Source organism: Amycolatopsis sp. lyj-90, from assembly GCF_046549035.1.
Taxonomy (GTDB): Bacteria; Actinomycetota; Actinomycetes; order Mycobacteriales; family Pseudonocardiaceae; genus Amycolatopsis.
This window is the reverse complement of record NZ_JAJPWP010000001.1, coordinates 851,015-871,884: the sequence shown is the minus strand read 5'-3', so window position 1 is coordinate 871,884 and position 20,870 is coordinate 851,015. Positions and strand designations below refer to the sequence as shown.

18 protein-coding genes are annotated in these 20,870 nt (G+C 69.5%); 13 read left to right on the top strand and 5 right to left on the bottom strand.

All coding sequences use genetic code 11. The features are described from left to right. Positions 1–62: 62 nt before the first annotated feature. Genes ACLJPX_RS03505 through ACLJPX_RS03490 form a run of 4 tightly spaced genes read left to right on the top strand, consistent with a single transcriptional unit; the run spans position 63 to position 4,995 of the window. The gene (locus ACLJPX_RS03505) at positions 63–1,928 is read left to right on the top strand and encodes a primary-amine oxidase (RefSeq protein WP_410598688.1); all 1,866 of its coding nucleotides are present in this window, start codon (positions 63–65) and stop codon (positions 1,926–1,928) included. 8 nt (positions 1,929–1,936) lie between these two features. Continuing rightward, positions 1,937–2,728: a molybdenum cofactor biosynthesis F family protein gene (locus ACLJPX_RS03500; RefSeq protein WP_410598687.1), complete on the top strand. Its 792-nt coding sequence runs from the start codon at positions 1,937–1,939 to the stop codon at positions 2,726–2,728. A gap of 3 nt (positions 2,729–2,731) precedes the next feature. Beyond that, the gene (locus ACLJPX_RS03495) at positions 2,732–4,366 is read left to right on the top strand and encodes an amidohydrolase (protein WP_410598686.1); all 1,635 of its coding nucleotides are present in this window, start codon (positions 2,732–2,734) and stop codon (positions 4,364–4,366) included. A 41-nt stretch (positions 4,367–4,407) separates the two neighbouring features. Then, positions 4,408–4,995, top strand: a complete 588-nt coding sequence (locus tag ACLJPX_RS03490) for a TetR/AcrR family transcriptional regulator (protein WP_410598685.1) — start codon at positions 4,408–4,410, stop codon at positions 4,993–4,995. A gap of 81 nt (positions 4,996–5,076) precedes the next feature. On the opposite strand, the gene ACLJPX_RS03485 is transcribed toward ACLJPX_RS03490, so the two are convergent. After that, positions 5,077–6,012 carry an alpha/beta hydrolase gene (locus ACLJPX_RS03485; RefSeq protein ID WP_410598684.1) on the bottom strand — a complete coding sequence of 312 codons (936 nt, stop codon included), beginning with the start codon at positions 6,010–6,012 and terminating at the stop codon, positions 5,077–5,079. Next, positions 6,009–6,995, bottom strand: a complete 987-nt coding sequence (locus ACLJPX_RS03480) for a methyltransferase dimerization domain-containing protein (RefSeq protein ID WP_410598683.1) — start codon at positions 6,993–6,995, stop codon at positions 6,009–6,011. The genes ACLJPX_RS03485 and ACLJPX_RS03480 overlap by 4 nt, the downstream gene beginning before the upstream one ends. A gap of 234 nt (positions 6,996–7,229) precedes the next feature. Here ACLJPX_RS03480 and ACLJPX_RS03475 point away from each other — a divergent pair, with 234 nt between their 5' ends. Genes ACLJPX_RS03475 through ACLJPX_RS03455 form a run of 5 tightly spaced genes read left to right on the top strand, consistent with a single transcriptional unit; the run spans position 7,230 to position 13,154 of the window. Continuing rightward, entirely contained in the window at positions 7,230–8,990 is a 1,761-nt protein-coding gene (locus tag ACLJPX_RS03475) for a dipeptide ABC transporter ATP-binding protein (RefSeq protein ID WP_410598682.1), read from the top strand. Beyond that, positions 8,987–10,567, top strand: a complete 1,581-nt coding sequence (locus tag ACLJPX_RS03470; protein WP_410598681.1) for an ABC transporter substrate-binding protein — start codon at positions 8,987–8,989, stop codon at positions 10,565–10,567. Before ACLJPX_RS03475 ends, ACLJPX_RS03470 begins: the two co-directional genes overlap by 4 nt. After that, a complete protein-coding gene (locus ACLJPX_RS03465; protein WP_410598680.1) occupies positions 10,564–11,508 on the top strand; it encodes an ABC transporter permease in 945 nt (314 codons plus the stop codon). The genes ACLJPX_RS03470 and ACLJPX_RS03465 overlap by 4 nt, the downstream gene beginning before the upstream one ends. Next, positions 11,505–12,425: an ABC transporter permease gene (locus ACLJPX_RS03460; protein WP_410598679.1), complete on the top strand. Its 921-nt coding sequence runs from the start codon at positions 11,505–11,507 to the stop codon at positions 12,423–12,425. Before ACLJPX_RS03465 ends, ACLJPX_RS03460 begins: the two co-directional genes overlap by 4 nt. A 30-nt stretch (positions 12,426–12,455) precedes the next feature. Beyond that, entirely contained in the window at positions 12,456–13,154 is a 699-nt protein-coding gene (locus tag ACLJPX_RS03455; RefSeq protein ID WP_101613224.1) for an alpha/beta fold hydrolase, read from the top strand. Positions 13,155–13,237: 83 nt separating this feature from the next. On the opposite strand, the gene ACLJPX_RS03450 is transcribed toward ACLJPX_RS03455, so the two are convergent. Continuing rightward, positions 13,238–14,179 carry an aldo/keto reductase gene (locus tag ACLJPX_RS03450; RefSeq protein WP_410598678.1) on the bottom strand — a complete coding sequence of 314 codons (942 nt, stop codon included), beginning with the start codon at positions 14,177–14,179 and terminating at the stop codon, positions 13,238–13,240. Between the two features lie 69 nt (positions 14,180–14,248). Here ACLJPX_RS03450 and ACLJPX_RS03445 point away from each other — a divergent pair, with 69 nt between their 5' ends. Then, on the top strand, positions 14,249–14,965 hold the full coding sequence (locus tag ACLJPX_RS03445; RefSeq protein ID WP_101608229.1) for an SDR family NAD(P)-dependent oxidoreductase: 717 nt from the start codon (positions 14,249–14,251) through the stop codon (positions 14,963–14,965). Here ACLJPX_RS03445 and ACLJPX_RS03440 read toward each other — a convergent pair. Then, on the bottom strand, positions 14,882–16,261 hold the full coding sequence (locus tag ACLJPX_RS03440) for an amidohydrolase (RefSeq protein ID WP_410598677.1): 1,380 nt from the start codon (positions 16,259–16,261) through the stop codon (positions 14,882–14,884). The genes ACLJPX_RS03445 and ACLJPX_RS03440 overlap by 84 nt on opposite strands. Before the next feature lie 50 nt (positions 16,262–16,311). Here ACLJPX_RS03440 and ACLJPX_RS03435 point away from each other — a divergent pair, with 50 nt between their 5' ends. The 3 genes from ACLJPX_RS03435 to ACLJPX_RS03425 are packed head-to-tail and all read left to right on the top strand — an operon-like array spanning position 16,312 to position 19,303. Beyond that, entirely contained in the window at positions 16,312–17,415 is a 1,104-nt protein-coding gene (locus ACLJPX_RS03435; RefSeq protein WP_410598676.1) for a zinc-binding dehydrogenase, read from the top strand. Between the two features lie 8 nt (positions 17,416–17,423). Then, a complete protein-coding gene (locus ACLJPX_RS03430; protein ID WP_410598675.1) occupies positions 17,424–18,383 on the top strand; it encodes an aldo/keto reductase in 960 nt (319 codons plus the stop codon). Further along, complete coding sequence (locus ACLJPX_RS03425) at positions 18,380–19,303, top strand: alpha/beta hydrolase (protein ID WP_410598674.1); 924 nt, start codon at positions 18,380–18,382, stop codon at positions 19,301–19,303. Before ACLJPX_RS03430 ends, ACLJPX_RS03425 begins: the two co-directional genes overlap by 4 nt. Here the strand turns inward: ACLJPX_RS03425 and ACLJPX_RS03420 are convergent. After that, complete coding sequence (locus ACLJPX_RS03420) at positions 19,287–20,732, bottom strand: GMC family oxidoreductase (RefSeq protein WP_410598673.1); 1,446 nt, start codon at positions 20,730–20,732, stop codon at positions 19,287–19,289. The two genes, ACLJPX_RS03425 and ACLJPX_RS03420, sit on opposite strands and share 17 nt — an antisense overlap. Positions 20,733–20,870 lie beyond the last annotated feature (138 nt).

The following is a 20,870-nucleotide window of genomic DNA, read 5'->3' as shown; positions in this document are numbered from 1 at the left end:
CGCAGCCGCACGACGGCCGCGCGGTCTTTTCAGCCGGGGGCGGACCGGCAAGACTGCGAAGTATGACCAGGCCGCATCCGCTCGACCCGCTGACCGCCGACGAACTCTCCGCAGGCCGCGAGATCCTGGCCGCCGAGGGCCTGCTCACCGCGACCACGCGGTTCCCGGCGGTACTGCCGGTCGAGCCGGACAAAGCCGACGCCGACGCCGACCGGCGCGTCCAGTACACGCTCCTGGACACCGCGACCGGGCAGGCCCGCGACGTCGTCGTCTCGCTGACCAAGAGCGCGCTGGTCTCGTCCGAGGACTGCGGCGACGGCCAGCCCGCGTACCTGTTCGAGGAGTACGACCTCGCCGCGTCGATCACCAAGGCGTCGCCGGAATGGCAGGCCGCGATGGAGCGACGTGGGCTCGCCGACCGGATCGAGCACGCCTTCTGCGCTCCCCTGGCGCCCGGTTTCTTCGGCAGGCCTGACGAAACCGGCCGGGTCATCCGGTCGCTGACCTTCCTGCGCGACGACGAGTCCGACAGCCCGTGGGCGCATCCGGTCGAGGGCCTGATCGTGCACATCAACCTCACCGAGCAGCGCGTGCTCCGGGTCGAGGACGAGGGCGACGTGCCCGTCCCGCCGGAGCACGGCCGCTACGACGGCGTCCCGGCCCGCACCACCCTCAAGCCGATCGAGATCACCCAGCCCGAGGGCCCGAGTTTCACCGTCGACGGCCACGAGGTCACCTGGGAGGGCTGGAAACTCCGCGTCGGCTTCAACGCCCGCGAGGGCCTGACACTGCACGAAATCAGCTTCCAGGACCGGTCGGTGCTGCACCGCGCGTCGGTACCGGAGATGGTGGTGCCCTACGGCGACACCGCGCCCGGCCGGTTCTGGATCAGTTACTTCGACGCGGGCGAGTACCTGCTCGGCAAGAACGGCAACGACCTGCGGCTCGGCTGCGACTGTCTCGGCGTCATCCACTACTTCCCCGCGTTCGTCGCCGACGACCACGGCCACCCGGTCGAGATCCCGCGCGCGATCTGCATGCACGAGGAGGACTACGGGATCCTGTGGAAGCACACGGATCTCGACGGCCGCGCCGAGGTGCGCCGCTCGCGGCGCCTGGTGATCTCGTCCATCTCCACCATCGGCAACTACGACTACGGGTTCTTCTGGTACCTCTACCTCGACGGCACCGTCGAGCTGGAGGCGAAGGCCACCGGGATCGTGTTCGCCGGCGCCGCGCACTCCGGCACGAAACACCCGCACGCCAACGAGATCGCGCCCGGTCTGTTCGCGCCGGTGCACCAGCACCTGTTCTGCGCGCGGCTGGACGTGGCGATCGACGGCGAACGCAACTCGCTCGTCGAGATCGACGTCGAGCGGGTGCCGATGGGCGAGCAGAACCCGTACGGGAACGCCTTCACCTGGAAGGAAACCCCGCTGCGGACCGAACGGGAAGCGCAGCGCCACGCGGATCCGGCCAAGGCGCGCGTCTGGGAGATCCGCAGCTCGGAGCGGACCAACCGGCTCGGCACCCCCACGGCGTACCAGCTCGTGCCCCGGCCGTCCGCGACGCTGATGGCGCAGCCGGAATCGAGTGTCCACCAGCGGGCGACCTTCGCCACCCGTCACCTGTGGGCGACGCCGTACCGCGCGGACGAGCGCTTCCCGGCGGGCGACCGGCCGAACGCGCATCCGGGCGGGGCGGGCCTGCCCGCCTGGACCGCCGCCGACCGGGACCTCACCGACACCGACCTCGTGCTGTGGCACGTCTTCGGCCCGACCCACATCCCGCGTCCGGAGGACTGGCCGGTCATGCCGGTCGACTACTCCGGTTTCACCTTGCGCCCCTACGGCTTCCTGGACCGAAACCCGGCCCTCGACCTGCCCTCCGGTGCAGCCGACGATCACTGTTCCGCCCACGAGCACTAGGACCTCGAATGCCCGAACTGACCCTGTCCGACACGTCCACCTGGCTGCCGCTGGACGGCCTCGCCCCCGGTTTCGACGCGAACAAGGCCCCCACGGTCGGCGACCTGCACGGCCAAACCTTCGAACTCGCCTGCGAAGACGGCACCAGGTTCACCGCGGCCTTCTCCGGTACCCGGATCGAGTGGACCTACCGCGGCACCGGCACCGACCGCTGCGAGACGTTCCTGGTCGACGACGACCTGTACTACGTCCAGTTCCACCCGCAGGCGCGGCAGGAAGAGGCGTTCACCCTGCTGCTCGACCTGCGCCGCGGCCGCGCGCTCCTCGTGCTGAGCAAGATCGGTGACACCGCGCCCCGGGTCACGCAGACCTTCGTGGCCGCCACGATCGGCGGCATCGAGCCCAGCGGTGAATCGCTCGCCCCGACCACGTCGCTGGTCGGGCGCCGGGTGCTGTGGGTGTACAGCACCGCGCACGCTTACGAGCACGTGTACCTCAGCCCGCACTGGTACACCTGGCAGTGCCTGGCCGGGCCCGAGAAGGGGCTCGCGGACACCGACGAGAACTCGGTCTACGAACTGCGGCCGGGTATCTACGTCTTCGCCTGGCGGGAGAAGGTGATCCCGTGCGCCTCCGTGACCGTCGCCGATCACCGCGACGCGAAGCGGCTGCGCTCGCACGGCGTCCTTTTCGGACTGGACGCCACCGGGAACACGCCCACCCACTTCACCTTCGGCGCGCACGGCAAGCTGCTGAGCACCACCGTGCACCCCGAGGCTTACGACCCTGCCGGGAGCTGAGCCTTGACCGCCGACCTCATCCTCACCAACGCCAAGGTGTACACAGTGGACGGTGCCCGGCCCTGGGCGTCGTCACTGGCGATCAAGGACGGCCGGGTGCTGTCCCTGGAGGACATCGAACGCGGGCCGAACACCGAGGTCGTCGACCTCGACGGCGCGTTCGTGATGCCCGGTCTGGTCGACGTGCACAACCATCACGCCCTCGCCGGGCGCTCGGCCCTGTTCGAGCTGAACTTCGGCCTCGACGCGGGCCTGGACGACATCCTCGCGGCGGTCCGCGCGCGGGCGGCCGGACTCGGCCCGGACGAGTGGGTGGTCGGCGGCGCCTGGGCGTCCACCCTGGTCAGCACCCTTTCGCGGTCTTCGGCTCGCCTCGCGCTCGACGAGGCCGCGGGCGGACGGCCGGTCATGCTCTCCGACGACAGCAGGCACAACCGCTGGGTGAGCAGCCGGGCACTGGAGCTGGCGGGCGTCACCGCTTCGACGCCCGATCCGGCGGGCGGGGAGATCGTCCGCGACTCTTCGACCGGCGAACCCGTAGGCGTCCTGCTCGAGGCGGCGGGCGTGCCCGTCGAGCGGGCGCTCAGCGAGACGCGGACACTCACCGCGGAGCAGCACGTCGCGGCATCGCGGCACGGGATCGGCACCCTGCATTCGTACGGCGTCACCGCGTTCCAGGACGCCGGGGTCTCCGCGGACATCCTGGGCGCGCTGAAATCCCTCGACGACGCGGGCGAACTGCGCGCGTGGGTCGTGTCGTCGCTGCTGATCAACGACCCGATCTTCGGTTTCGACCCGATCGGGGCACCGCTGCTGGAGGTCGCCGGGCAGTACCGCAGCGAACACCACCGGCCGGACTTCGTGAAGATCTTCCTCGACGGTGTCCCGCCGACGCGGACCGCCGCCTTCCTGGAACCGTACCTGCCGGACGACGCCCACGGCGCCTGTCATCACGGCGCCACCACCATGCCGGGCGACGAGCTCGTGGGCTGGCTGCGCACCGCGGCCGCGGCGGGGCTCTCGGCCAAGGTCCACTGCACCGGGGACGCGTCGGTGCGCGCGACGCTGGACGCCGTCGAGAAGGTCCGCGCCGAGGGCTTCACCGAGGCGCGGTTCCAGGTCGCGCACGGCCAGTTCGTCCACCCCGACGACCTGCCGCGCTTCGCCGCGCTGGGTGTCGCCGCGGACATCTCGCCGTTCCTGTGGGTCCCCGGGGTCATCCCGGCGGCCATCGCCGAGGTCCTGCCCGGTGAGCGGGCGGGACGGATGCAGCCGAACCGGTCGCTGCTGGACGAGGGCGCGCTGGTCGCGGGCGGCTCGGACTGGCCGGTCAGCGAGTCCCCGAACGCGTGGGAGGGCATCCACGGCCTGGTGACCCGCCGGGACCCGACCGGCGCCTTCCCCGGGGCGCTGTGGCCGGAGCAGGCGATCACGCTGGCCGAAGCGGTCGAGGTCTTCACCCTCGCCGCCGCCCGCGCGATGGGACTGGGCGACGTCACGGGTTCGCTGGTCCCCGGAAAATCGGCCGATTTCGTCGTCCTGGACCGCGATCCGTTCCAAACCGATCCTTCCGCGCTCGTCAAGACAAAGGTGACGCAAACGTGGTTCGCCGGGCACCGCGTGTATCACCGCGCCTGATCTCCTACACTGGTAGAAGAACCAGTGTGGGAGGTCTGCCGATGCCGAAGATCATCGACCATGACGAACGGCGAAGTCACATCGTCGACGTCACCTGGGATTTGATCACCCAGGGCGGGATCGAGGCCGCCACCATGCGCGAGATCGCGGCCGCGGCCGGCTTCGCCAACGGTGCGCTCAAGCTGTACTTCCCCAGCAAGGAAGACATCATCCAGGCCACCTACGAACGCGCGCTCGGCATGATGCGCGAGTACGTGGAACTGGACGAACTGCGCGGGCTGGTCGCGCTCCGGGAGCTGTGCGTCTCGTCGATGCCGATCGACGAGGACCGCATCGCCGCGGGGCGCGTCCTGCTCACCTTCTGGCAGCTTTCGCTGACGAACCCGAAGCTGCAGGACAAGTACCTGGAGCACATCCGCTCGTGGCGGGGCCTGCTGCACCGGTACCTGGCCGAGGGCCGGGAGGACGGCGACATCGTCACCGAGACGCCCGACGAGCAGCTGGTCGACGAGGTCGTCCTGATCAACGCCGGGGCGAACGTGATGAGCCTGGTCGCCGGGGAGTTCTCGACGATCGCTTTGCAGGGGCAGCACCTCGAGTCGTTCTTCGCGCGCCTGGCCCGCCCCTGAGCTGAAGGGAACTTTCCCCGCATCCGACGCGACGAAGGGCGCTTTCCCCGCATCACACGCGGGGAAAGCGCCCTTCAGCTCTTACTGGTCGCGGCCGAACACCCGGGTCAGGAAGCTCGCCACGTGCGCGTGCGAGCGCGGCGAAGCCGGGAGGTCGGTGTACAGGCCGTAGAAACCGTGGATCTGCCCCGAATACCGGGTCATCTCCACCCGTGTCCCGGCGTCGGTCAGGCGCCGCGCGAACTCCTCCCCCTCGTCCCGCAGGACGTCGTACTCGGCGGTCAGCACCAGCGCCGGCGGGAGCCCCGTCAGGTCCGAGGCCCGCAGCGGCAGCAGATACGGATCGTTCAGCTGGGCGGGATCCGACACGTACTGATCGAAGAAGAACCGCATCGCCCCGGCCGTCATGCCGAATCCCTCGGCGAAGTCCGCGTAGGACCGGAAGCCGTCGTCCGGGTGACCGTAGACCGGGCAGATCAGCACCTGCGCGGCCAGCGGCGGGCCGCTTCGGTCGCGGGACATCATCGAGACCACCGTCGACAGGTTGCCGCCGGCGCTCTCCCCGCCGATCGCGATCCGGCCGGCGTCCACCGCGTCCCCGGCACCACCCGAAGCGAGCCATTCGACGACGGCGTAGCAGTCGTCCGGGGCCGCCGGGAACGGATGCTCGGGCGCGAGCCGGTAGTCCACCGCCACTACGGCGACCTTCGCCGCGTTGCACACCGCGCGCGACGCGACCTCGTTCTCGTCGATCGAGCCGATCGTCCACCCGCCGCCGTGGATCCACACGAAAGCCGGGACCGCCCCGGCGGCGTCAGGCAGGTAAAGCCGCACCCGGACACCTGAGGGCAGGACGTGATCGGTGACCGAGGCGACCTCTTCGACCGTTTCGGGAGCCTGCCACGAAGCGGCGAAAGCGGCACGCAACTCGGCGGCCGTCGGCGGGAAGGCGGGCGCTTCGGGCGGCTCGCTGCGGGCGAGCAGCTCCTTGACGGCGGGATCGAGGGTCACGGTCACACCGCTTCCGCGACGAGCACCCGCGGGCTGCCCGGCAGCGCGAGCCGGTCGGTGACCCGCCAGCCCGCCTCCGTCAGCCATTCGCGGACCTCGGCCTCCGGGTAGACGACCGTCCCGTCGATCACCAGGTACTCCCCCGCGTGCAGCGCGTCGATCGGGCGCTGGTGCGCGTCGTCGTCGAGGAAGAAGTCGAGCAGCAGCAAACTCGCCCCCGGCGCCGCGGCCGCGCGGGCGTTGCGCAGGATCTCCGCGTTCTGCTTCGCGTCGAAGCGATGCACGACGTGGTTGACCATCACCAGGTCGAACTCGCCCTCGGGACGCGCGGTGGGCGTCTCCGCCCCGACGACGGTCGCCCGGTCCGCGAGACCCGCCAGGGCCGCCGCGGTGGTGACCGACTCGGTGAAGCCCGGGTCGAAGACGAACGTCGTGCGCAGTTCTTCGTTGGCCTTCATGGCTTCGACCGCGAACGCGCTCGACAGCCCGCCGAGGTCGAGCAGCTTCCGGTGGGGGCCGAAATCGAACGCGCCGGCCAGCATCTTGGCGTGCAGGGCGTTGTAGGTCATCACGCCGGACATGAACGTGCCCCAGCGCGCGTCGTCCATTTCCAGTTTCCCGGGCTCGCCGCTGTCGGCCGTGTGACCGAACTGCAACCAATGCGGGTAGCTGATCGTGTCCAGGAAGGTCAGGAACGGCGCCAGATCGAGCTCACCGCCGCCGAGGTACTCCGCCGCGTCGGCGGCCAGTTCGTAATGTCCGTCCACACGGGACAACAGGCCGAGTGATGACATGGCGTCACCGAGGATGCGCGTGATCTTCTCCGGTTTGCCGGTCTTCCCGGCCAGCTCGGACGCCGTCAACGGCCCGGCGGCGAGCGCGGTGAACAGGCCGATCCGGCTCGCCGCGAAGAGTTGCTTGGCCGCCATGTACCCCACGGCGATGTCCACGATCCGCTCGGGACCGGCAGTCTTGGTCGACCCGCTCACGGGTGCCCTCCTTAGCTCGTTTCCGCCGAGAGTCTACAGACGTAGACAAAAGAATCCAGCGCAAGTTTTCGCCCACTGCCAGGCAAAACCTGCCGGATATCAACTTCCTACATTCGTAGAATATACCCATTGACAGTGCCGTCCCCCAGTGTCAACATGCGTAGAACTACCCCCGCCGGAGGCCCGTTCCCCGGCTGTGCGGTCCGCTTCGGGCGGGCTCGGGAAAGGGGATTCATGACCCTGCTCGAATTACGAGAACTGACCGTCGGCGTGATCGCCGACGAAACCGAACGCGAACTGGTCCGCGAACTTTCGTTCGACCTCGAACAAGGCCGGACACTCTGCGTGGTCGGCGAATCCGGCAGCGGTAAAACGGTGACGGCCTTGTCGATCATCCGGTTGCTGGAGTTCGTCGCGCCGGTGTTCACCCGCGGTGAGATCACCGTCGACGGCGTGGATCTCACGCGCCTCTCCGCCGACGAGATGCGCTCCTACCGCGGCCCGCGGATCGGGATGATCTTCCAGGAGGCACTGGATTCGCTCAATCCGAGCCAACGGGTCGGCAAGCAGCTGATCGAGGCCTATCGCAAGCCCGGTTCCTTGCCGCGGCAGGCCGCGCGCAAGGGCACGCCGTTGCACCGCGAGGCCGAGGCGAAGGCACGCGGACTGCTGAAGGAGGTCGGGCTCACCGACACCGACCGGGTGCTTTCCCTGTACCCGCACCAGATGTCGGGCGGGATGCAGCAGCGCGTGATGATCGCGCTGGCCCTGATGGCCGACCCCGGCCTGCTCATCGCCGACGAGCCGACCACGGCCTTGGACGTGACCACGCAGGCGGAGATCCTCACCCTGTTCGACCGTGTCCGCCGCGACCACGGCACCGCGTGCGTCTTCATCACGCACGACATGGGCGTCGCCGCGCAGGTGGCGGACCGGATCGCGGTGATGTACCGCGGCGAACTGGTCGAGCTCGGGTCCAAAGAAGACATTCTGCACGCGCCGAAGCATCCCTACACCAAGGCGCTGCTCGACTGCGTCCCGAAGCTCGGGGTGAGCAGGCGCGACGGCTTCCCCACCATCTCCGAAGCACTGCTCGAAGCCGCGATGAACGGCGATTCGGCGGTCGCGACCGAGACCAGGCCCCTCAACCGAGCCAAGGCGGACAACGCGGGCGAAGGCACCGCGCTCGTGATCGACTCGGTGTCCAAAGTGTACGGACGCCGTGGCCGGTTCTCCCTGAGCCGCGAACCCGAGGTGCACGCGGTCAAGGAAGTCTCGCTGGAGATCGCGCCCGGCGAGTTCTTCGGCCTGGTCGGGGAATCCGGTTCGGGCAAGACCACGCTCGGCCGCCTGGTGAGCGCGCTGGAGACCCCGACCGGAGGCACCATCACTTTCGGCGAGCACCGGTGCACGCCGTCCGGGCTCGACGGCGACGAGCGCTCCTTCCGCCGCCGCACGCAGCTCATCTTCCAGGACCCGCAGAGTTCGCTCGATCCCCGGCACACCGCCGCCCGGATCATCGCCGAGCCGCTGCGGGAGCTCACCGGCCTGCGCGGCGCCGAACTCGACCGCCGGGTGACCGAGCTGATCGACGAGGTCGGTCTCCCCTCGGACACCGCGAAGAAACTGCCCTCGCAGCTCTCCGGCGGACAACGGCAGCGGGTCTCGATCGCCCGCGCGATCGCCGCCGAACCCGACCTCATCGTCGCCGACGAGCCCACCTCCGCGCTCGACGTCTCGGTGCAGGGCCAGGTGATGAACCTGCTGCTGGAACTGCGGCGCACCCGTGCGCTCAGCTTCCTGTTCATCACGCACAACCTCAGCCTGGTGCTCTCGGTCGCCGACCGCGTCGGCGTGATGTACCGGGGCGAACTGATCGAGATCGGTGACCCGGACGAGATCCGGCTTCGCGCCCGCCACGACTACACCCGCCGCCTCCTCGCGGCGAACCCCGAACTGCCCGCCCACCCCCACACTGGAGTGCGGAACCCATGAGACGAACCCTGACCTCGGCCGCCCTCGGCTTGGCGACCGTCCTGCTGCTCAGCTCGTGTATGGGAGGGCAGGCAGGCGGTGGCGCCGCCGACGGTCCCCCGAAGCCCGGCGGCAACCTGAACGTCGCGGTGCCGACCGACCCGCAGTCGCTCGACATGGTCGCCAACCCCGGCCAGGTGACCGCCCACATCGGCAACATGATGTACGAGAAGCTGTTCGAAGTGGACCGCGGCTTCACCGCCCGGCCCATGCTGGTCGAGGACTTCACCACCAGCCCGGACAGGCTCACCTACACCTTCAAGCTGCGCCAGGGCGTCACCTTCCACGACGGGAACGCGCTGACCTCCGAGGACGTCGTGGCGAGCCTCAAGCGCTGGCAGCAGGTGCACCGCACCGGCCAGCTGGTCACCCCGGACATCGAGGCGATCACGCCGACCGACCCGGCGACGGTGACCATCAAGCTCAAGCAGCCGCGCTACCCGCTGATCAACGAGCTCGCCGGCGCGGGCACGGAAATCTACGAGGCGAAGAACCTCACCGGCGTCGCGCCGACCGGTTTCGCCCAGGACAAGGCGATCGGCACCGGGCCGTACAAGCTGAAGAGCTGGGACATCGGCCGCGAACTGGTGCTGGAGCGGTACTCCGGCTACAAGTCCCGGACCGAGGAGGACTGGGGCGGCCAGGCTGGCGCCAAGCACGCGTACCTGGACACCGTGACCTACAAGGTGGTCTCCGACCAGGACGCGCTGATCAACGGCCTGCAGACCGGGCAGTGGGACCACATCATGCCCACCAACGACCAGTTCGAGACGCTGCGCAACAACCCGGCCGTGGTCGTGCACAACCTCCCCGGCGGCAATGACAACGTCGTGATCCCGAACTTCAACACCGGTTCGAAGTTCGCCGACCCCCGGGCCCGCGAGGCGCTGAACCTGTTGCTGGACAAGCCCGCGATCAACGCGGCCACCGGCGGCAGCAAGGACCTCACCCTCGAGACCGGGGCCTTCGCCTCGCCGGACAACAAGCAGTTCTATTCCACCGCCGGCGAAGAGGTCTACAAGAAGCACGACCCGGAGAAGGCCAAGCAGCTGCTGGCCGAGGTCGGCATCACCGCGGGCGCGACGATCCGCATCGTCACCACGAACTCGTACCCGGAGTTCGGCAAGTGGGCGGTGCTGATCCAGGACAGCCTGTCGAAGATCGGCATCAACACCAAGATCGACACCTTCGACTTCGCCACCATGCTCGGCACGCTGACCAAGGAACCGGGCGGCTGGGACATCACCACGCTGTTCTTCGACTCGGCGCTGACCTCGCCCGCGCAGATGCCCGCGCTCACCCTGGGCACGCTGAACGGTTCGTCCTCGCCCGAGCTCGACGGGCTCATGGCGGAGTTCAACGCCTCGACGACGCCCGAGCAGGCGAAAGCGGTGGTGGACAAGCTCCAGGCGTTCACCTGGAAGCAGCTGTCGGTGATCACCTTGAGCCAGTCCAAGCTGTACGCGGCCTACTCCCCCAAACTCAAGGGCTACGGCGACTTCTACCGCGTCTTCTGGAACACCTGGCTGGCATCATGACCGGTCTGCTGCTGCGCAGGCTGCGCGATCTGGTGATCATCCTGGTCATCGTCGGGACGATGATGTTCTTCGTCATCCGGCTCATTCCCGGCGACCCGGCGCAGGCCATCCTCGGCCCGACCGCACGACCGTCCGATGTGGACGCCCTGCGGGAGAGCATGGGGCTCAACGGTCCGCTGTGGGAGCAATACCTCAGCTGGGCCGGGAACGTGCTGCACGGCGACTTCGGGACGTCGATCACCTATCACGCGCCGGTGCTCGGCGTGGTCGCCGACCACATCCTGCCGACGCTCACCCTGGCCGTGCTGTCGACGGTGATCAGTTTCTTCCTCTCCGTCGCGATCACGTCCTGGCAGGCGGTGTCGCCGCGCAATCCGGTGGCGCGGGCGCTGGACCGGCTCTCCGCGCTCGGCATGGCGATGCCGGACTTCTGGATCTCGCTGATGCTCGTGCTGGTGTTCTCGGTGACGTTGCGCTGGTTCCCCTCCAGCGGTTACGAAAACCTGTTCACCGACCCGCCGACGGCGGTGCCCGCGCTGGTGCTCCCGCTGACCGTGCTGGTCATCGGGCAGACCGCGTTGTTCGTGCTGACCCTGCGGGAGAGCCTGCTCGGTGAGCTGCCGCTGGCGTATCTGCGCACCGCGCGGGTCAAGGGGCTGTCCGAGCGGCAGGTGATGACCAAGCACGTCCTGCCGAACGCGCTGATGCCGCTGATCACCCAGCTGGGCAGCAACTTCGCCATGCTGGTCGGCGGGATCGTGATCATCGAATCCATCTTCGTCGTGCCGGGGCTGGGCCATCTGCTGATGGGCGCGGTGTCCACTCGCGACTTCCCGTTGATCCAGGGTGTGACGCTGTTCGTCGCGGTGCTGTTCGTGCTGGTCAACCTCCTGGTGGACCTGTCGTACGCGCTGCTCGATCCGAAGGTGCGTGTCTCGTGAGCGTGGCTCTGGTGGAAAAGACGTCCCCGGTGCGTGAAGCGCCCTCGGCCGGTCGCGCGGCCAAGCTGTTCCGGCGCAACCGGATGCTGGTCATCACCACCGCGCTGCTGGCGCTGATCGTCCTGACCGTGGTCGTGCTGCCGTTCTTCCTGCCGAGCGTCAGCGCGACCGACCCGGTCAACCGGCTGCTGCCGCCGTCGTCCGCGCATCTGCTCGGCACGGACTCGTTCGGCCGCGACGTGCTCGCCCGGCTGGTCTCCGGCGGCCGGGCGTCGCTCGGGCTGTCCGCCCTGATCACCCTCTGCGCGGCCTTCACCGGCCTGGTGATCGGGCTGATCAGCGGGTTCTTCCGTGCGGCCGACGCGGTGCTGATGCGCTTGATGGACGCCTGGATGTCGTTCCCGGCGATCATCCTCGCGATGGCGCTGGCGATCTCGCTCGGCGCGAGCATCTGGACCGAGTTGATCGCGCTGACGGTGATCTTCACGCCGTTCACCGCCCGGGTCATCCGCAGCCGGGTGCTCGGGATCGCGGGCCGCGCCTACATCGGCGCGGCGCGGGTCTCGGGGATGAGCAAGCGGAAGATCCTCGTCGTCCACGTGTTCCCGAACGTACTGCCGCTCGCGCTGGTGCAGGTGGTCATCCTGTCCGCGGCGGCGATGCTGGTGGACGGCGCGATGAGCTTCCTCGGCCTCGGTATCGCTCCCCCGACCCCGACCTGGGGCAACATGATCGCCGAGGGCCGGTCGTACCTGGTGCAGGCGCCCTGGCTGGTGATCGCGCCCGGCGTGACGATCATGGTGTGCGTCTTCCTGCTGAACCTCATCGGATCGTCGCTGCGCATCGCCGTCGACGCCCGCGCGCGGACGCTGAGCGAAATGCAGCGCCTGCGCACCCGACGTCCCTCCGGCAGCTGAGAAAGGATTCCCTTGTCTGCCACTACTTCTCTGGCCGTGCGCCGGTTCGTTCCGCAAACCGTCTCGGGACCGCCGGTCCTGCTGGTGCACGGATTCGCCTCCGACGGGCACACCGACTGGATCACCACGGGATGGCCCGCCGCACTCACCGCCGCGGGCCGCGAGGTGCTCGTTCCCGACCTTCCCGGGCACGGCTCCAGCCCCGCTCCCGCGGGCTCGCTGGGAGCCGTCGCGATCACCGGCGAACTGACCCGGCTCGTCTCGGGTCTGTCCGAAGTGGACGTCGTCGGCTATTCGCTCGGTGCCCGGCTGGCTTGGGAACTGCCCGCGCAGGCTCCGGTCCGGCGGCTGGTGCTGGCCGGGGTGAGCCCGTTCGAACCGTTCGGCGCCGTCGACGTCGCGGCGGCGCTGGCGTTCGCCGACGGCGGGAAGGCGCCCGCGGATCCGCTGACGGGAATGATCGCGCACATGATCACCGCGCCGGGACGCAATCCGGCCGCGCTCGCCCGGTGCATCGAGGACCTGCGCGCCGAGCCTTTCTCGCCGGTGGCGGGTGCGGTCTCGGTGCCGACGCGGTTCGTGGCGGGTACCGACGATCCGATCAGCCAGGGCATCGAGACTCTCGCCGAGCTGGTGCCCGGGGCCTCGCTGGTGCGGGTGCCCGGGGATCACGGCGGCGCTTTGCGGGGGCCGGAGTTCAAGGCGGCCGTGCTGGAGTTTCTCGGCTGACGCTCCGCTCGCGCGCGCTATGAAAGGCCCGTTACTTGCAAATTTTGCAAGTAACGGGCCTTTCATAGCACCACCGGCAGCCCTCAGAAGGTCCCATCGGCGGCGACCGAGCGGTCCAGCCAGAGATCTTCGAGAGCCGCCCGCACCTCCGCACCGTGCGCGGAAGCCAACGCGACAGCGCCCAAGTTGTCCTCCAGTTGCGCCAGCCGGCTCACGCCGAACAGCACGTTCGCCACCGGCTCGTAGGCGAGACAAAACGCGAGAGACAGCTGCGAAGGACTCACCCCGAAGTCCCCGGCCACCTCGGCGACACGCGAGGCGGCATCCCGGATCGACTCCCGGATCCCGCCCGGATCCGCGCCGATCTTGCGCTCCGGGGTCTTGCCGAGCAGCACCCCGCCCTCGAAGATGTCCGACGCCTGCAAGGTCAGCCGTCCGGCCTCGAAATGCGGGCCGTAGAAGGGACCTTCGGCCATGGAACGCCGCGCGACGCTGTACTTCAGCTGAGCGAACGAGGGTGCCGGAAGTCCTTCGCGAGAGGCGAACTCCAGCGCGCGATCGAGATCCGACGCGAGCCAGTTGTTCACGCCCCAGACGTCGAAGCGGCCGACGCGGATCTGTTCCGCGACCTCGGTGACGATCCGCGGGATGTCCTGGTCCCCGAAGTAGTCGCCGACCACGACGGCTTCCGCGTGGACGACGCCGATCCGGTCGAACGAGGTCGCGAGCTGCTCGGCGAATCCGGTGTTCGGGTAGTCCCAGAGCCAGAGTTTCCCGCACAGCTGGTAGTCGTCGCGGTGGATCCCCGCGGCCCGGATCGCCTCGCCGAAGAGGATGTCCGTGCGCGACTGTTCGGAATGCGGTCCCATGTTGTAGTGGGCCACGTCGAACAGCGTGACCCCCGCGTCGATCGCGCGCCGGATCAGGCGCACGGCGTCGTCGAAGTCCATGCGGTCCCAGGTGTTCCAGGACCCGAGGCCCAGCGCCGAAGTGGCGAAGCCCAGTCCGTTCTGTTTCTCGTGCACGAGTTTTCCTTTCGCTGGCAACGGAAACAAGTTTTAGTCTACGATTGTAGAATGAACAAGAGACTCGTAGTGGTGACCGGCGGTGCCAGTGGCATCGGCCGCGGTGTCGCCGAAGCCTTCCAGTCCGCGGGCGACCGCGTGGTCATCGCCGACGTCGACGCGCGCGCGGCCCACGACCTGGCGGATGAGCTCGGCGCGGAGCACGTCGAACTCGACATCTCCGATCCGGGATCGGTCGACGCGGCGCTGGCGCTGATCACCGGACGGTTCGGCGCGGTGGACGTCCTGGTCAACAACGCCGGCCTCGCCGGCGGCGGCGGCCCGTTGGTGGGACTGGACATCGGCGTCTTCGATCTGTGCATGCGGGTGAACTTCCGCGGCACCTTCCTGATGACCCGCGCGGTCGGCGCGCACATGCTCGAGGCGGGCACCCGCGGTTCCATCGTCAACATCACCTCCATCGGTGCCCGGCAGCCGACCCCCGGACTCGGCCATTACGAGGCCACCAAAGCCGCCGTCGAGGCCCTCACCCGCTCGGCGGCGCTCGAACTGGCCCCGCACGGCATCCGGGTCAACGCCGTCGCGCCCGGCCCGGTGCTCACGCCGATGACCGCCGGGTTCGCCTCGGACACCGCCGCCCGCGCGGCGTGGGAAGCGAGGATCCCGTTGGGGACCATCGCTTCCGTCGCCGACGTGGTGCCGTCAGTCCTGTTCCTCGCCTCCGCCGACGCCGGCCATCTCACCGGGGTGAGCCTCCAGGTCGACGGCGGGCAACTGCTCACCTGAGTACACGACGCGGCCGCCGGACACGGTGAGTTCGACACCGACGTCCGGCAGGTCCGCGAACGCGACCTCGAGCGGATTCGCCGCCAGCACGCAGAAGTCCGCGACCCGCCCCACGGTCAGCGATCCCTTCCAGCCCGCCGCGCCATCCTGCTCGGCGGCCGCGACCGTGTAGCAGCGCAGCAGCCGGGTCATCAGCGTGGCGTCCACATCGGACACTTCCAGCATCCGGGCGGCCGCGGCGATGTGCACCCGCCAGTCCGGGGTGACCACCGGCGCGTCACTGCTCAAGGTCAGCGGGACGCCGGAGTCCAGCATCTCCGCCAGCGGCCAGGCGCGGGCACCGACCTCCGCGCCGAGTGCATCCGACAGCATTCCGCGCATCGCCACCGCGATCGCGGGCTGCGTGGTCAGGCCGACCCCCTCGGAAGCCATCCGCGCCAGCTGGTCCGCCGTCACCAGGTCCCCGTGCACCAGGTGGTCGCCCCGGCGGAGCGAGCCGAGCGCGGCCTCGATGCTGCGATCCCCCGTGGCGTGCACGGCGACCACCATCCCGGCTTCGTGGGCGAGGCGGATCATCGCGGCGAGGTTGCCCGCGCGCCCCGGGTCGTCATCGCCGTCGACGAGCAGCACGCCATGGGAACCGTCGGCGTAGCAGTGATGCGTCCACGCGGACCGCATCGGCGGGATGCCGTCGGCGAAGATCTTCACGCCGGGCACGGTGAGCCACAACGGATCCGCGGACGGCGACGGCGTGGCCAGCCCGCGCTCGAAGTCCGCCAGGGAGCTCGCACCATCGAGCAGGCCGAACAGCCGCAGCGCGGTCACCCTCGCCCGCAGAAGTCCTTCCCGGGCGAGCGTGGCGTATTCCTCCAGCACCTCGGCGCCGAAGCAACCCGTTTCGCCGGGCCCCAGACCGGGCTCGGTGTAGCTGGTGATGCCGAGTGACGCGCACAGGTCACCCGCGCGGAGGATGGCGGCCCGTCGTTCGGCCGCGCTGCGCACCGTTTTCTCTTCTCCCCCGGTGAATCCCGCGCCACCGATGAGCGTGTCCGGCCACCGGGCACCCAGCCAGGTCGCGTGGAGGTGCGCGTCGTTGATACCGGGCAAAACGGTTCTGCCCGCCAGGTCGATCACCTCGGTCTCCGGACCGATGTGGTCCAGGGCGACATCGCCGAGAGCGACGATCCGGTCGTCGCGGACGGCCATCGCCGACACGACGGTGCCCGCCGGGTCGAAGGTGAGCACAGGACCGCCGCGAACCACGAGCGATGCGGGACGAATACGTTGCGACGGCATGGTTTCCTCCAGGATCTGGACTTTTTCTCCTACGACTGTAGACTAAAAAGATGGTCAACAGAACCGAAGCGGCGGTGCTCACCGAACACGGCTCCGCGCTCACCTTGCGGGAACTACCGCTGCCGGAAGAGCCGGAACCGGGCGCCGCGCTGGTCCGGATCACCTGCACCACCCTGTGCGGCACCGACGTGCACATCTGGTCCGGCCAGATGACCTTCCCCGGCATGCTCCCGATGGTGCTGGGACACGAAATGGTCGGCGAGGTGGTGGCCGTCGGACCGGGCACCACCGACACCCTCGGCCGCGAGATCACCGAGGGCGCCCGCATCGGCTGGTCCGAATCGACCTGCGGAAAGTGTTACGGCTGCACGATCCTGCGCGAACCGGTCGCCTGCGAGAAGCGCGGCTACGGCTTCCTCCAGCGTTCCGACGTCTTCCCGTACGCCACGGGCGGTCTCGTCCGGTACTGCTACGTGACCCCCGGCGCGGCCAAGCTCCTGCTCCCGGACGACGTCAAGGACACCTGGGCCTCGATGTCGGGCTGCGCGGGCAAGACCGTGCTGCGGGCCGTCTCGCGCTCGGGCGGGATCCGTCCCGGTGCGACGGTCGTCGTCCAGGGCGCCGGCGCGCTGGGCGTGTTCGCCACCGCCGTCGCCCGGATCTCCGGCGCGGGTGACGTCATCACCATCGGCGGGCCCGCCGACCGGCTGGAGACCGCCGAACGCTTCGGGGCGACAGCGACGATCCCGGTCGACGGCACCGCCGAAGAGCGCGTCGAGCGGGTCAAGGAACTCACCGGAGGCCGGGGCGCCGACCACGTCTTCGACTTCGCGGGCGGGCCCACCATCGGCGAGGAGGCCGTCGCGTTCGCGGCCCAGCGCGGGACGATCGCGATCGTCGGTTCCACCGGCCCCGCGCCCTCCCCCGTGGCACTGGGCACCGTGATGGGCAAGGAACTCACGGTCGTCGGCTCGCTCAACGGCGACATCGCCGACTACCACCGCTCGGTGGACTTCTTTCGCACCTTCGCCGATCGGCTGCCCTGGGACGACCTGTTCAGCGCACCCGTCGGCCTTTCCGAAGCGTCCAAGAGCGTCGAGTCGATGTCGCGGCTCGGCGAACTCAAAGCCGTCATCGATCCCCGTCTTCCCTAGGAGACCCCATGCCTGTCATCCCCCAGCGCCGCATCGGCCGCGACGGCCCGCTCACCGGCGTGCTCTCGCTCGGCTCCTGGCACACCTACGACCGGATGGACTTCCGCGAGGCGGTGACCCTGGTCCGCACCGCGGTCGATTCCGGGATCACGCTCTTCGACGTCGGTGTCTACGGTTTCCCCGGTGCCACCCCGGTCTACACCGACGTGCTGTTCTCGGCCATGGTCCGCGCGGCCGGGATCAAGCGCGAGGACTACCTGCTTTCGGCCAAGCTCTGGCTGGAGGGCTACCCGGAGTACAACCTGCGCGACCAGCTGGACAACGCGCTGTTCCGCGCGGGCGTCGAGCACGCGGATCTGGTGGTGCTGGGCGATCTCCGTCGCGAAGACACCGATCTGCACCGGCTCGTCCTGGATCTGAACGAACTCCGCGAGGCCGGGCTCATCCGGCAGTGGGGCGTGAACAACTGGTCCGCCGGCACGATCAAGGCGCTGCACGACTTCGCCGCGGCGGAGAACGTGCCCGGCCCTGCCATCGCGCAACTGAAGTACAGCGTCGCCCGGCGGTCCATTCCGGACGGTGAACCCTTCAAGCAGGTCTTCGGCGAACTCGGGGTCACGCTGCAGTCCTCGGACATCTTCGAAGGCGGGATCCTGCTGGGCAAGAACAGCGGCGCGCGGCAGGTCGGCCGCGACCCCGGCGACATCCGCGAGCGCATCGCCGCCTCCGCCCCGGAACTCGCCAAGATCGCGACCGAACTGGGGACGACACCGGCGCAGCTGTGCCTGGCCTTCACCCTCACCCACCCCGCCAACACGACGACGCTCTTCGGCGCGACCAGCACCACGCAGCTCGAAGACAACCTGGGCGCTGTCGACCTCGTCGAACGCGTGGGCGCAGAAGAACTTCGCGGACTCGTCGAGCCGTACTGGGCCGACCGCGACGTCGTCGATCCGGAGGGACCGTGACGGCCTTCGACCCCGAACTCGCCGAAGCGCTCGTCGGCCTGCCGTCCGGACCTCCGCTGAGCGCCGAGTCGCTGGCGGGAATGCGGCAGGCCATGGCCGAGATGAACCTGAGTTGCGCCGAAGCGATCGGCGACCGGGATCTCGTCTGGGAAGACCGGGCGGTCCCCGGCACCGACGTGGTCGTGACCGTCGTCAAGCCACGGGACGCCCGAGGCGCACCGGGGTTGTACAACATCCACGGCGGCGGCATGGTGCTGGACAACCGGTTCGCCGACCTGCCCCGGATGGTCGCGCTCGTCGAGGAATTCGGCTTCGTCGCGGTGACCGTGGACTACCGGCTCGCCCCCGAGCACCCGCATCCGGCACCCATCGAGGACTGCTACGCGGGCTTGACCTGGATGGTCGAGAACGCCGCCGAACTCGGCTTCGATCCCGCGCGGCTGATCGTCGGCGGCGGGAGCGCGGGCGGTGGGCTCAGCGCCGGAATCGCCCTACTGGCAAGGGATCGCGGCGGACCGGCACTGGCAGGGCAGTTGCTGCTGTGCCCGATGATCGACAGCCGCAACGACTCCGCGTCCACAGTGGAATTCGCGGAACGCGGGGTCTGGAGCCGGGAAGCCAACGAGTTCGGCTGGCGATCACTCCTGAAGGGACAGACCTCGCCGTACGCGGTCCCCTTGACCGCGACCGATCTTGCCGGGCTCCCGCCCGCCTTCATCGAAGTCGGCGCGGCCGAGATCTTCCGCGACGAGGACGTCGACTACGCGCGCCGCCTCTGGCGAGCGGGTGTGCCCACCGAACTGCACGTCTGGGCGGGCGCGTACCACGGTTTCGACCGGTTCGCCCCGGACAGCGAAGTGGCCCGGGCGGCGCGCGCCACCCGGGCCTCCTGGCTGCGCCGCACTATCGGCCGAGCATGAACCGAGCGGCCTGCTCGCCGACCAGCACCGCCGGCGCGTTGGTGTTGCCCGTGGTCACCCGCGGCAGCACCGACGCGTCGGCGATCCGGAGCCCGCTCAGCCCGTGCACGGCGAGTTCCGGATCGACCACGGACTCCGCGTCGGTCCCCATCCGGCAGGTCCCGACCTGGTGGTGGTAGGTGATGGCGGTCCGCCGGACGTACTCGCGGACGTCGGCGTCCGGCCCCGGGTACAGCTCGCGGGCACCCCAGTCCTCCGCCAGCGCGGCCGCCCGGCCGATTTCCCGGCACTGTTCCACCGACGCGACCAGGCTCTCGAAGTCGGCCGGGTCTTCCAGCGCGGCGAGGTCGATCAGCGGCTCGTCGAGCGGACTCGGCCCCGAAAGCCGGAGACTGCCCCGGCTGCGCGGCGTCACCAGGCCCGCCATCAGCGAGAACCCGGTTTCCGGGCCGGTCATCCACGATTCGTACATCGGCACGCTGAAGTGGATCGGCTGGGTGTCGGGCACCGCCAGCCCGGGACGGCTGCGCCAGAACAGATGGGTCTGCGTGACCGAACGGCCGGGCGCGGGGGGCTCGACCTCACGCCGGTCGGTCGCGAAGATGACCGGGGACAGCAGGTGGTCGTGCAGGTTCTTCCCGACTCCCGGTAGCTCGGCGACGACGTCGATGGCGTGCACCTCCAACTCGTCCACGGGGCCGATACCGCTGCGGAGCAGGATCGCCGGCGAGGCCAGCGCCCCGGCGGCGAGCACGACCTCGTCGGCGAAGACCTTCCGCAGTTCGCCGTCGATCTCGGCCAGCACCCCGGTCACCTTGGTGCCCTCGATCAGCAGCCGGTGCACCAGCGCTCCCGTGTGGACGGTCATCCGCTCGGCCGCGGGCTGCCCGTACGCGAGCCAGGTGTTGAGCCGTTTGCCGTCCCGTGTGGTGACGCGCTGCACCGAGACCCCGTCGAGCTCGTCGCCGTTGTAGTCCGGGTTGAACGGGAGACCGGTCTGCACCGCCGCGTCCACAATGGACTGCTGGATCGGGTGCAGCGGCTCGTTCGGGACGACGTCGAGCAGATCCTTCTCGATCCGCTCGAACACCGGGCGCACGTCGTCCCACCGCCAGCCGGGCAGGTCCCAGCCGTCGTAGTCGGCGGGGGCGCCGCGCACCCAGATCATCGCGTTGAGCGCGTGCGACCCGCCGAGCACCTTGCCGCGCGGCAGGTGCAGCCGCCGGTTCGCCGCGTGCGGCTGCGGCACCGTGTAGTAGTCCCAGTCCTCCGGACCGTGCCACAGCTCTCCGGCCCGCGAAGGGTCGTGAATGGCCGGGTTGGTGTCCGGCCCGCCCGCTTCGAGCAGGGTGACCCACGCCCCGGAGTCGGCCAGTCTCCTGGCGACCACCGAACCGGCCGAACCCGCTCCTACCACGATGACGTCCATGTCCCCCACCCTCGCAAGTCGGGACCCGGTGCGGCGGATTCGGTTCGCTGGCCGACAATCGGCGTGCCCTGGCGGGCAAGACCGAAGAGCGCGTGGCGCCCGATACTCGATCACACACCGGTCGAGGAGGAGCTAGCC

What these genes read in the sequence shown, in the direction of transcription:
- ACLJPX_RS03505 (WP_410598688.1), top strand. Translation starts at nt 63, where the DNA reads ATGACCAGGCCGCATCCGCTCGACCCGCTGACCGCCGACGAACTCTCC.
- ACLJPX_RS03500 (WP_410598687.1), top strand. Translation starts at nt 1,937, where the DNA reads ATGCCCGAACTGACCCTGTCCGACACGTCCACCTGGCTGCCGCTGGAC.
- ACLJPX_RS03490 (WP_410598685.1), top strand. Translation starts at nt 4,408, where the DNA reads ATGCCGAAGATCATCGACCATGACGAACGGCGAAGTCACATCGTCGAC.
- ACLJPX_RS03475 (WP_410598682.1), top strand. Translation starts at nt 7,230, where the DNA reads ATGACCCTGCTCGAATTACGAGAACTGACCGTCGGCGTGATCGCCGAC.
- ACLJPX_RS03470 (WP_410598681.1), top strand. Translation starts at nt 8,987, where the DNA reads ATGAGACGAACCCTGACCTCGGCCGCCCTCGGCTTGGCGACCGTCCTG.
- ACLJPX_RS03465 (WP_410598680.1), top strand. Translation starts at nt 10,564, where the DNA reads ATGACCGGTCTGCTGCTGCGCAGGCTGCGCGATCTGGTGATCATCCTG.
- ACLJPX_RS03440 (WP_410598677.1), bottom strand. Translation starts at nt 16,261, where the DNA reads ATGCCGTCGCAACGTATTCGTCCCGCATCGCTCGTGGTTCGCGGCGGT.
- ACLJPX_RS03435 (WP_410598676.1), top strand. Translation starts at nt 16,312, where the DNA reads ATGGTCAACAGAACCGAAGCGGCGGTGCTCACCGAACACGGCTCCGCG.
- ACLJPX_RS03430 (WP_410598675.1), top strand. Translation starts at nt 17,424, where the DNA reads ATGCCTGTCATCCCCCAGCGCCGCATCGGCCGCGACGGCCCGCTCACC.
- ACLJPX_RS03420 (WP_410598673.1), bottom strand. Translation starts at nt 20,732, where the DNA reads ATGGACGTCATCGTGGTAGGAGCGGGTTCGGCCGGTTCGGTGGTCGCC.